General features: G+C 41.6%; 12 protein-coding genes. 9 read left to right on the plus strand and 3 right to left on the minus strand.

What is annotated here, in order from left to right; all coding sequences use genetic code 11:
- Nucleotides 1-344: 344 nt before the first annotated feature.
- The 4 genes from FR741_RS18870 (at nucleotide 345) to FR741_RS18885 (ending at nucleotide 4045) form a co-directional block, all read left to right on the plus strand.
- The gene (locus tag FR741_RS18870; RefSeq protein ID WP_167427434.1) at nucleotides 345-1499 is read left to right on the plus strand and encodes an EAL domain-containing response regulator; all 1155 of its coding nucleotides are present in this window, start codon (nucleotides 345-347) and stop codon (nucleotides 1497-1499) included.
- A gap of 4 nt (nucleotides 1500-1503) precedes the next feature.
- Nucleotides 1504-1653 (plus strand): hypothetical protein, encoded by a 150-nt coding sequence (locus FR741_RS18875; RefSeq protein WP_048624969.1) that lies wholly within the window; start codon nucleotides 1504-1506, stop codon nucleotides 1651-1653.
- A gap of 6 nt (nucleotides 1654-1659) precedes the next feature.
- Nucleotides 1660-3021, plus strand: a complete 1362-nt coding sequence (locus tag FR741_RS18880) for a GGDEF domain-containing protein (RefSeq protein ID WP_006742317.1) — start codon at nucleotides 1660-1662, stop codon at nucleotides 3019-3021.
- Nucleotides 3022-3157: 136 nt separating this feature from the next.
- Nucleotides 3158-4045: a LysR family transcriptional regulator gene (locus tag FR741_RS18885; protein ID WP_046876026.1), complete on the plus strand. Its 888-nt coding sequence runs from the start codon at nucleotides 3158-3160 to the stop codon at nucleotides 4043-4045.
- Here the strand turns inward: FR741_RS18885 and FR741_RS18890 are convergent.
- Nucleotides 4042-4650 carry a response regulator transcription factor gene (locus tag FR741_RS18890; RefSeq protein WP_167427435.1) on the minus strand — a complete coding sequence of 203 codons (609 nt, stop codon included), beginning with the start codon at nucleotides 4648-4650 and terminating at the stop codon, nucleotides 4042-4044. The two genes, FR741_RS18885 and FR741_RS18890, sit on opposite strands and share 4 nt — an antisense overlap.
- A gap of 478 nt (nucleotides 4651-5128) precedes the next feature.
- On the opposite strand from FR741_RS18890, the gene FR741_RS18895 reads away from it, so the two are divergent.
- Nucleotides 5129-6109 (plus strand): chemotaxis protein, encoded by a 981-nt coding sequence (locus tag FR741_RS18895; RefSeq protein ID WP_025998672.1) that lies wholly within the window; start codon nucleotides 5129-5131, stop codon nucleotides 6107-6109.
- A gap of 51 nt (nucleotides 6110-6160) precedes the next feature.
- Here the strand turns inward: FR741_RS18895 and FR741_RS18900 are convergent, their stop codons facing one another.
- Nucleotides 6161-6685 (minus strand): prepilin-type N-terminal cleavage/methylation domain-containing protein, encoded by a 525-nt coding sequence (locus FR741_RS18900; protein WP_167427436.1) that lies wholly within the window; start codon nucleotides 6683-6685, stop codon nucleotides 6161-6163.
- A gap of 446 nt (nucleotides 6686-7131) precedes the next feature.
- Here FR741_RS18900 and FR741_RS18905 point away from each other — a divergent pair, with 446 nt between their 5' ends.
- From FR741_RS18905 to FR741_RS18920, 4 genes are all read left to right on the plus strand, one after another.
- Complete coding sequence (locus FR741_RS18905) at nucleotides 7132-7854, plus strand: sulfite exporter TauE/SafE family protein (protein ID WP_005395248.1); 723 nt, start codon at nucleotides 7132-7134, stop codon at nucleotides 7852-7854.
- 101 nt (nucleotides 7855-7955) lie between these two features.
- Complete coding sequence (gene rarD / locus FR741_RS18910) at nucleotides 7956-8861, plus strand: EamA family transporter RarD (RefSeq protein ID WP_167427437.1); 906 nt, start codon at nucleotides 7956-7958, stop codon at nucleotides 8859-8861.
- Nucleotides 8862-9067: 206 nt separating this feature from the next.
- Nucleotides 9068-9454: an MAPEG family protein gene (locus FR741_RS18915; RefSeq protein ID WP_167427438.1), complete on the plus strand. Its 387-nt coding sequence runs from the start codon at nucleotides 9068-9070 to the stop codon at nucleotides 9452-9454.
- Nucleotides 9448-9981, plus strand: coding sequence for a DNA mismatch repair protein (locus FR741_RS18920; RefSeq protein ID WP_167427439.1), 534 nt, complete (start codon nucleotides 9448-9450; stop codon nucleotides 9979-9981). The genes FR741_RS18915 and FR741_RS18920 overlap by 7 nt, the downstream gene beginning before the upstream one ends.
- Before the next feature lie 291 nt (nucleotides 9982-10272).
- On the opposite strand, the gene FR741_RS18925 is transcribed toward FR741_RS18920, so the two are convergent.
- Nucleotides 10273-11637, minus strand: coding sequence for an endonuclease/exonuclease/phosphatase family protein (locus tag FR741_RS18925; protein WP_167427440.1), 1365 nt, complete (start codon nucleotides 11635-11637; stop codon nucleotides 10273-10275).
- Nucleotides 11638-11679: the final 42 nt, after the last annotated feature.

Genomic DNA, 11679 nt, shown 5'->3' on the forward strand with positions numbered 1-11679 from the left:
TTTCTGACTTATTTTAATTTTTTATCTTTATATCAGTAATTTATATTTCATTTCGCTATTAGTCGAAATTTGACATTTAGCCGACACAAATTAGTCTGACTGCCCAGTCCGAGTAAGGCTTTATGCTCAGTACGATAAGTCGTATTACAGCGTTGTCCGTTGCCACATTTTTGCCAGTAGTTTCTTTTTTAACTCATTGATAGTGACAGTTATTGAGAACAGACAAGCAGACTGAGTTTTACATTGAGGCTGAGTAATGCTGGTCGATTTTGATCAGCGAGTGGCAGGATTAATTTAACCAATCGAGCAGGAGATCGAAAATATAGACTATTGGATAGAGATAAATGAATACACAGCTTAATGTGATGGTGATTGATGGTCATCCTCTACAAACCAAGATACTTACCCAAATATTGGGTCATAGTGGCGCTTCAGTCAGTACATTCAATTGTGTGGACACTGCTAGTCAATGTGCACAAGAGCAATATTTTGATGTGATCTTTTGCGATCTCCAGATGCCGGGAAAAGGCGGTATCGACATCTTGGAAGTATTCGACCAAATTCAGTATCACGGGCAAGTCGTGCTAGTCAGTTTGTTGGAGCAGAGCATCATCTCGGCAGTACGAGAAATGTGCGAAGGGTTTAGTTTTGAGATATTAGGAGAACTGCCTAAGCCGTACGACGAAATGCAAGTGGTTAAACTCTTCAACCAAATAAAAGATGAAAGAACGCGAAAAACAGCGTTTGCTCAACCTATCGTACTGCAAGACCAAGAGTTTTTATTTGCTTTGGGTGAAGGGCGAGTGAAGAATTATTACCAACCTTTGGTAGACGCACACAATGGTGAGCTTTTAGGTTATGAAGCGTTAGCGCGTTGGGTGCATCCTATTTATGGCGTGTTGTTACCAAACCACTTTCTTCCGATCGTAAAACGATGCCATTTGTCTTCTGAACTTTTTCAATCAGTGCTGATTAATACAATCTATGACATCAACAATAGGGGATTAACCCAAAAGGTTTCGATTAATGTCGACCACGAAAACTTGAACGACCCTGACTTCTCGCATCGTTTTATTCAACAATGCTCGGAAAGTGGTGTCGACCCGTCACAAATCACCATTGAGATTACAGAGCGGGAAGCTTTCCAAGCTAGCACATCTATCTACAAAAACCTCATCAAGCTCAGAATGAAAGGTGTCACGGTATCAATTGATGATTTTGGTACGGGCTCATCTACATTTGAAAAGTTGGCAAAGTTACCTTTTAACGAGATCAAACTTGACCGCGCTTTTGTCTACGGAGCGAGTGAAGACCTGAAAAAGAAAAGCATTGTCATCGCCATTTGTGCTTTAGCGAAAAACCTAAATATTCGTATTGTCGCCGAAGGTGTCGAAGACGAAGTAACCTATAAAACCATGCGCGAATGTGGAATAGACATCTGCCAAGGCTTTTACATTGATAAGCCCATGCCGTTAGAGGTAATCACTATTTTGAAGTAAAGATATGAAAAAATTGAACTGTTTGATCTTTGATGATCAAATGCTTATCTGTGTGGCTATCAGTGATAAAACCGTGAGTACCAAGAAACGTCGATTTCTAGACAAGTTTAATGTGAATGATGTTATTGAACTTGCAAAAGTAGTGGGAACATAAAGTGTTATGAATGTAAGAAGTTTTGTTTCTTCTTTTGCGGTTGCGATGTTGTTATTTATTGTATCGGTGACCATGATTGGTGCTGTACTCATCTCTTATGAGGAGAAGCAATTTAATACGTACGCTAACAATTTAGCAAAAACAAAGCAGAAGGTCATTCTGCTAGGCTTGTTGACCGAAGCTCAATTGGCGCAGTATGAAAACTTCAGTATCGAACAAATAGAAGTACTGACTGACTTCAGTTTTCAAGATGCAATTTATGCTTTAAAGCCGTATAAAAACCTAGATTATGTGGAAACTGTTGCTCGTAAAGCACTACACCAAGCAGAAGCTCATTTGTCCAATGTCTACGATAGAGAAGACGCCATATTGTACTTTCGTTCTTACACTAGTGACAAACTAATCTTAGAACGACCAATCCCAGCTCTAGAGGGATCTAAAGAGACGTTTGATATAGAATGGTGCAGAGTGAATTACGCTTGTATTCTTGCTGCGTGGAAAGAGCAGCTCTCCGACCGAGTTCTTATCTCTAAGCCCTTCAAAACCACGTATTCAGATGAGATGGCATTAAGTATCATGAGTCCCGTCTACTATAGAGGGAAGCTTGTCGGCGAATTTTCGGAACAACTGTATTTATCATCGCTTTATAATGAAGGCAAAGCCGTTGACGTAGAGGTTAGTAACGGAAATAAGCAGATAATTATTTACTTTCCGAGCTACCCCTTAGCTCATTTTGCTTACACTCAATCCTATGTTGCCGACAATAATAATCTTGTTATTTACCAATATCCGTTTAGTAAAATAGTGGTGGACTACAGCTTTATTCTTGTCATCTATTCTGTCGTAGCGTTCGCCTATTATCGAAAAGCCAATGAATCTAAACAGAGCAAAATTCAATTAGAAAATGCTCTGAGTGATGTAACGCAAGATGACTTGACCGGATTATTAAATCGGCGAGTATTTAAAGAAGAGCGGTTTAAACATCGAATGGAGGTTGAACCATACTCTATTATTGCGATTGACGGAAATCGTATCAAGAAGATTAATGATCGTTACGGACACCATGTTGGCGATGAAGTCATTGTTATTATTGCAGACTCAATGAGAAAGGTTTTTCGGAACAGTGACTACTTAGTCAGGACTGGTGGTGATGAGTTTATTGTAATTTTGCCCGGATGCAGCATGAGCAAAGCTTCCATGTTAGCGAAAAAGCTCCGTGGCGTTGTTAAACACAATCGTTTAAATACATTAGATATAGAGATCAGCGTTAGTACTGGTGTTGCTGTGCGCGAAGAGGATGAAACGCTGCAAGAGGTGATCGTGAGAGCAGATGAAGAGTTATATGAAATGAAAAAACAGCGTGTTTGAGGACAACAATACATAACCATGACATAACTGTTTGATAAATTTGACCAAGCAGTACCCTTGGTCTTTTATATTAGTCGAGCAATGCATAATGCTCCTTTGATTGCTGATTATCATAAGACCCAACTGGTACTGTATCGTGAACAAAGACCTTGATCTAAACCTATTAAAAATACTGGTTCTGTTAGAAAAGCATCGTCAGCTTAAACCCGTAGCGAAAGCCTTGGGCAAGAGTGAGGCGTCGATCAGTAAATATCTTGCTCGCTTACGCATCCAACTTGGTGATGAACTATTCATTCGTCACCCACATCATTTAGAACCCACCAACTTTCTGATGCGTCAGTTACCCAAAATTGCAGATGCATTAGATAACTTAGAAACATGCTTAGTTCGATCAGAATTCAAACCAGAAAAATACAGTAAGGATATAACGGTCTGTTTACCCCAAACGGCTCAGTACTCATTTGGACACTTGTTGGCGATGGATTTAATGACGCTGTTTCCTAAAGCTCATATTACTGTCGCAACCATCACGGAATATACGGTGGACGAAATCCTTTTAGGCAAAGTGGATGCCCAGCTTCATTACTTCAATGATGAATTGCCAAAATCTATCCATCAGAAATTTATTGGCTACGCGCCAGCTGTGGTTGTTGTTCCGGAAGAGCTTGGGATCACCACTCTTGAAGAGGCTGCCAAACTGCCATTTATTATGCTTGAAATTATCGGTTGGAAAGAGAAAGAGCAGCTTGCAAAACGAGCAATGGAGAATCACGGTATGGTGATCAATCGAATTGCAGCGCTAGATAACGTGAGCAGTGTGCTAAAGCTGCTCAAACAAAAAAAGGCGGCGACGGTTTTTCTGGAGTATCAGGCGCCAATCGAAGGATACCGTTTTATTCGTATTCCTGAATCTTATTACCCCAACGGCTGGCCAAAGGTTGTACTTCAGATGAAGCAAAGCCATCGTCACGACGCAATGCATCAGATATTAACCGATGCCATTGCAAAATATATGAAGAACTAACGATCGCATTGAATGTTTTCAGCGCTTGGGATCGTATGCAGTAATTCAATCAATGAATCTGCATGGTATTTTTTCAAAATACGAGTTTTGTAAGTGCTGATGGTTTTAGCGCTGAGCGATAGTTGTTCTGAAATACGTTTATTTGAATAGCCCTGAGCTAAGTAGTGGAACACCATGGCTTCGCGATTGGATAGCGTGACATCACCAGTAGAAGGAGCGTGAGTAGACTTAAACATAGAGTACCCACGTGAGACACTCACAATCGCGTCAGCAATCGCTTCTTTTGTCTCGTTTTTATTCAAGAAACCATGAGCTCCCATCTCGTAAGCCGCTTTAGAAAGGCTGGAATAGTCGCGTGAAGAAATGAAAAGTAATTTACCTTGATAGCCCGTTGCTAAAATATTCTTCGCCAAACGCATACCATCTCGATCACCAAGGACAACGTCTAGAATAATAAAATCAATTTTTGTATTTCGAACTAAGTCCATTACTTCTGCGCTGTCTTTCGACTGAATGACTTCGGCTGTGTTGATTACGCTCTCAACAAGAGAAGTCAGTGCTTCGCTGTAAAGTGGTTGGTCATCAATGATAAGAACACTATTCAAATGGAGCCTCACTACTATCCGAACTGTCATACCGCCCAACGCAATATGATTGTATTAAGAGGGATTGTAGGAAAAACCTTTCTGATGGAAAGGAAAATGACATTTTCTATAATTGAAATTCACTGAGCACAATTGAATAAGATACTGTCGAATACGCCAATACACGAGGGATTTCATATGTGTGGGTATAGTGATAGGCCAACGAAAAACATCAATATTAACCCTAAACTTTTCATCGAAATGGCCGCTAAAAGTGGGAAGGTAAGTTCGCACTAAGTTAACTCATGTTATCCTGTTCAAAAATGAGACATTTTTTCACAGTTTGATATGGAAATGTGCGTTGGCCGTCCTTTTGGTGGTTTACAAACTTTGTTGTAACGACTAAAAAGGATTCTTGGATTTTTAGCCTGAGAATGGCTTCTCATGGCGTTTGCATCAAACTTTTTCTGATGCGTATTTTGGTTGGATAATTGGCTTTATGAGTAACGTAACCAGCACCATTTTGACAGAAAGTGGTACCAATGAGCTTGAAATCATCGAGTTTCATTTAGAAAAAACATTGCCGGATGGCAGCACAAAAACTTGTTATTACGGCATCAACGTTGCGAAAGTACGAGAAGTGATTCGCGTACCAGAGACAACCGATTATCCAAACGCACAACCTCACATGATCGGGGTGTTTTCGTCCAGAGATGTATTGACGCCTTTAGTTGATTTAGCTGGTTGGTTAGGTGTACCAACACGTCAGGACCTAGAGCGTAAGTTTGTTATCGTTACTGATTTCAACAAAATGACCAATGGCTTTCTGATTGATAGTATTTCACGTATTCATCGTATTTCTTGGAATGATGTGGAATCACCAAGTCAGTTTTTGGAAGCGGGCGAACAAGATTGTGTAGTGGCAGTTGTTCGCAAAGAAGGCAACCTGATCATGATTCTCGACTTTGAAAAAATCATCGCGGATATTAACCCAGAGCTGAGTATGGAAAAATACGATGTGAAAGGGGATAAGTCGGTAGATCTAAACCAGAGAATGGTGGGTAAGCGTAATGCTAAAACGATCATGGTGGTGGATGACTCAGCATTTATTCGCTCTTTGATTCAAGATACATTAGCTTCTTCAGGTTACAATGTGATCACTTGTAAAGACGGTGGTGAGGCTCATGAGAAATTAATGAGCTTAATCGAGGTCGCGAAAGAAGAAAACTTGCCAGTTAAAGAGCTGTTAGATGCGGTGGTTACAGACGTAGAAATGCCTCGAATGGATGGTATGCACTTAGTGAAGAGACTACGCGATACTGAAGCGTTTCATGAAATGCCGATCATTATGTTCTCATCATTGATGAGTGAGGATAACCGGGCCAAAGCACTGTCTCTTGGCGCAAATGATACGATTACCAAGCCAGAGATTGGCCGTATGGTGAATATGATGGATAAATACGTGTTTAACTTTGCGTAAACAAACCCGATAAGATTAAAAATAAGGCTGCCGATGGGCAGCCCTGTTGTTTTAAGAACAATGATTAATTACTAGAGTATAGTCTTGGTTTTCTCTAAGTGGTGGACCATAAATGATACTGCACTTCTCTTTTGACGCACTCTTGTCATCTCTTGCCATTATCGCTACGAGCCTTTTATCTTCAAAAGCCTCAATTTTCCAATCTGTTGTACCGTACTGATGTTCAAGTTCATGAACAAGCAACCCCAAAGCAGTCTCATCTGCATCAGGGTATCCGTATAAGAAGACGCATCGCTTGTTGGCGCCAATAGTACAGCCTTCGAAAGGCAGCTCTACTTTGGTGAATTTATTATCAAAATTTGCAACATATGCTTTGCTCTCCAACCCTGCAATCGCCATTTTCCCATAACCGACACCGAGCGCTGATGCAATCGCGCCCTTCATGCCTTCTAAACGCGCTTCACGCGCATCACTTTGAAGGTTTAAAAAGCGTGGTGCGGCAGTGACAGCAAGAATGCCAAGCACGACAATAACTACGACTAACTCTATTAGAGTAAATCCAGTTTGTTTTCTCATATTATTTTCACAGCAAGTTAAAGGTAGAAAAAGTAACACTGACCGTACACTTGTTGTTGTGTAAATAAGTACGGTAATGACAAAATGATCAATAGTATAAAGCGATGAGTCATAAAGTGCTATACCGACGTAGTGAGAATCGGTTACGCCTATATAGAGCGGGAGGAGGATTCAAAGATCTAATGCGGCCGTTTTTGAGCAGTCATTAATTCCGTGGAAGAAATGCTGCATGAACAGTCGAGCATGAATTCGCCTAGATATAAGCATACGCGTACATCGGCTGAATGAAAGACGAAAAGAAGTGACGGCAAACCGCACAAATGGATTGTCTTTTTGTTCACTTTGATGAATGCTACGCGAGATTCATATCACAACACACTCGACGCATTCATCGTGCGAATGTGCTTTGCTTTCGTGTTTGGCTTTCAAATATAAGAATAATCTAGATGGAATTCGATTCGATAAACTTGCTTGCGATAGGGCTAATATTTCTTGGCTCTTATGTACAAACCGCAATAGGCTTTGGCTTGGCAATTGTTGCCGCACCTTTACTGATTCTTTGGGCGCCGGAGTATGTGCCTGCACCAATCTGTTTAGTCGCGTTATTTATTTCGTTGATGAATGCGATGAAGCACCGCAGTAGTGTTGAAATCGGCGGTTTAAAAATGGCATTGATTGGGCGTGTGCCCGGATCGGTCGCTGGCGGCTTGCTACTGTTTTTTGTCTCGACTCAAGCCCTTACACTTTGGATTGGTTTTTTGGTGTTATTCGCGGTTGTGGTGAGTGTTTTACCGTTTCGGGTTGAACCCACACCTGCGCGTATGACATTAGCAGGATTCTTTTCTGGATTGTTTGGTACCAGTTCGGCGATTGGAGGCCCACCGATGGCGTTGTTGTTGCAACATCAAGAAGCGAATCAGTTACGTGGTAACCTATCGGCATTTTTTGTTTTCAGTTCCATCATTTCGCTCGTTGTTCAAATTCCCGCTGGTTTCTTCACATTACACCATTTGGTGATTACTATTCCGCTATTACCTGCGGCAGCACTTGGGTATTGGCTCGCGATGAAAACCACCCAATCGTTACCAAAAGAAAAAATTCGATTTGGAGCACTTATGTTGTGTTTTGTGAGTGGGTTTACAGCAGTAGTACAAGCGTTGAACCAATAATGCCCTCAGCATCTTAAATTCACAGGGATATCGCGTTCCTTTTATCATGCATAGCGCGATTTGTTTGCGCTGACTTATTCGTTTAGATGAGCGATAGTTTTATGAATAACACTCGTTATGGCACTTTTATGGCAGCATTCTCCTTTGTAATTTGGGGGCTGCTACCCATTTATTATCGTTATTTACCGAATGCTTCAATGGATGAGTTGCTGGCATGGCGAATCATCGGCTCAGTTCCTGTCGGTTTCTTAATTGTGCTTGGTATAACCCGTCGAGGACCGAGTTGGAAAGAAATCTGGTGTGACAAAAAATCTTTGTGGTACACGTTTGTCGCGAGCAGCTTGATGTGTATTTCATGGAGTGCGTTCACTTGGGCTTTGACTCACCATCGAGTCATCGATGCAAGCTTAGGCTTTTTTATTGGACCGTTAGTGTCTGTGGCACTAGGCGTGTTTATTCTTGGAGATAAGCTATCAAAAGGCAAACTCATCGCAATTGTGCTAGCAACAATTGGTGTGATGTATCAAGTGATTCATTATGGCCAGTTGCCTGTTATCGCACTAACGATGGGGTTGTTCTTTGCTTTGTATGGGTTGTACAAAAAGAAGATAAAATATGACTGGAGCACCACCTTATTTGTTGAAGCTCTACTATTGACTCCAGTTGCCGTAGCGTATTTGTTTTACAAACAATGGACAGTGGGTGAGCTGGCTTCAGGCGTAGATATCACAACATTGCTTTTGTACTTTGGCAGCGCACCGATCACGCTTTTACCACTGATTTTTTATTCTATCGCGATACGTATAACAAACTTATCGACAGTTGGTTTAATGCAATACATTGAACCAAGCTTGCAATTTGTTTTGGCTGTGATGTTTTTCGGTGAACTGTTTGATGAAGTTAAAGCAGTGACCTTTGCCTTTATTTGGGTGGGGCTGTTATTTACAATCTTTGAAAGTATTGTCAAAGGGCATAAGCGTAAAAAGCTGGCCAATCATCCTTTATAGTGCACCATTCTTGAATATTCACGATTTCACTCTGACGCCCTCTATTCGAGGGCGTTTTTAGTTCCATAAAGTATTCTCTTACTCGTTTTCTATATTCGAGTCAAAGCATAATTTGAGGTTAACTGACGCATTATCATTAGGATACCGCTATATTTATAGCCAAGTAACACGCTATATAATGAAAACCGGATCAAAAAGGACGACATATGATCACAGCTCTATACGCTAGCATTCTTGCAATACTGATTATTTGGTTGGCCGTTCAAGTGATTAAGCAGCGTCGCTTAAATCAGGTTGCTTATGCTGACGGAGGAGTAGAGGCTCTCCAAATCGCTCGTAGTGCACAGAGTAACGCGACAGAATATATCCCCATTACTCTGATTCTAATGGCACTATTAGAATTCAATAGCACTTACCCAACCTGGATACATCTCACAGGCATTATTTTCGTGATCGGTCGGATTATCCATGCTCGAGGTATATTGAAAGAGGACTTAAAAAGGCGTGTTAGGGGCATGCAGGTGACATTCCTAGTGATACTTTCTCTGGTTGTGCTGAATATGATTTATCTTCCGTACGATAAGTTATGGTAAGTCTTCGTAGCTATATCCCGCCGTCATGGGTACTCGTTCTGATTGGGTTAGTACTGAATATTGGCGCTATCGTTCTTACTAGCTTGGTCCTTGATAGGCTTGGCAAACAGTATTCGCAACTCGCAGAGCAAAAGGCGGAAAACTTGTATTCCATCCAACTCGCGTGGAATAGCGTTGAAACTCTAGAAAGAAAAAGAGAGGCGTTGCTGCTTCACTTGCACATAGGTCAGAGCGCAGCGATACCTTCGGAGATAGAACAGATATTGGAAGGGCACTTATCCTCTTGGACTCATCACGAATCGGATGAAATACAAATAGATAAACTCCCTCAGCTAATGTCAAAGATAAACCAAGCACAAGCTTCGTATAGAGATCGCATTGATGACTATTACATTGAGAATGTAGAGCTCAATGAGGTAATGGCAAAGCAAGATGAAAAGATCGCTTGGTACAAGAATATTGGGCTCTTCTTGCAAGTATTCGGACTCGCATTAATCCTCGCACGTGATTTGGCTAGGAAGCCATAGAACAAAAGTTAATGGTAGAGTCTATTGCGAAATGCCAATTATAATTTGCAAATTGCAATTCATTGCGCGAGCAAACAGTGGCTATTGGTGAAGTTTTAATGAAAGTGGTTAAATAACAACCTGTTTTGTGCGCTGCAAAGTTGGCACGTCTCATGCTTTAGTATGAGTGACCCTTTCTAAGCCGAGGGTCACCTAGCCAACTGACGTTGTTAGTGAACTACTTTGTTCACAAATATATACAGCCAATCACGAATCCTTGTGGTTGGCTTTTTTTTATTTAAATGGCACAGTTTAGAACTGTGCTTTAATCCAGATCATGCGATGGTCGGAAGACACATCTTTGCCATCACCATACTTACCAATACGCGCATCGTTAAATAGCTTACGACCTTCTTCATAAGAAGCTGACCAGTATACACCAGAGTCCACCACATTTAGGTTTGCAGAAGGCAAGGCATAATCTACACCTAAGCCAAACGTCGAAGTGATGCGATTCGGATATGGGTGAGTGGAGCTGCGGTCAACAGCGTGTTCGGCTGCCCCAAAGCTTGTCGGATAAAGCTCGCCATTCATCACGGTTTGGTTAACCAATGGATCATTATGCAGTTCTTGCATTACAGAGCTAATACCGTCACCGGCTACTGGATCAAGGTTTTGATCGCCCATCATTACGAATTTAGCCCCGCTCGCTAAGCCGCCTTTCTTACCAGCATCGTCGTAGAAATAGTCTTTACCTTGAATATAGTGATGCCAGAACTCTACTTCGGCTGCGTTTTGCGCTTTGTTTTTACCTGGGTCGAATACTGGTGGAGTAGGGTGCGACATCAGTAGATGCACAACTTCCTCGCCATTGCGAGTCGGAATGATAATTGGTGCATCTACGTGGTTTTTAGAAGATAGGCGTACTTGATCCCATTCTTCTGCAGAGTACCACTCATCACCACACTTCATGCCATCTGGAATTTTTTGTGAGCCGTCACAGATAGTAATGGTTGGAATCTTCGCACCTTCCATATCTTTCCATTTAAACGCTTGGAACGTGCGCGTATTTGCCGTATCAATCTTGTATTTAGACATTAGGGCAAAGGCGTATTGACCGTGGTACATGCCAAAGCCCCATGCATCGCCCGGCATTTGACCTGCTGTTCCATTGTTGTCGAGGTCAAACTCGCTTAGCAAACCTGTGTTGGTAGAGTAAGACTCCGCGTAAGGATATTCGATAGGTTCAAGGTTCGCTTCACCGCCTGCACCATTGATGCTTTGCGCGACAGACAGGTAGTTCTTCTGGAAGCCTTCAAGGGCAGCTTTATTTTCGCCTGTTCCGTCGTTGTTGTATTCCGCCATCATAAGAACGTCAGGGCGATTCTTCTGAATAATCGCAGCAACGTTCCGAATTTGAATGACTTTTTCCGCAGTGGTTTTGTCTTCAGCGGCGATAGAACCGTCTAAATAGGCAGTAACCAATACAGTTTGCTGCGCTGGTTCAATTTGCATTTCACTCACTAAAGCTTCAAAAGTTGCACGGTCAAAAGAGAGGTTGTAAGTCGCTATTTTTACTTCTTTAGGCTGAACATTGACGTATTCAGTGTCGTCATTACATCCAGATAATAGAGCGGCGCCAACAAGGAGAGCGATAGAGGTTTTGATTGTTTTCATGGGTACGTCATACCTTATAATTGATTCGGCTGAATATTAAAG

Source organism: Vibrio diabolicus (genome assembly GCF_011801455.1).
Taxonomy (GTDB): Bacteria; Pseudomonadota; Gammaproteobacteria; order Enterobacterales; family Vibrionaceae; genus Vibrio; species Vibrio diabolicus.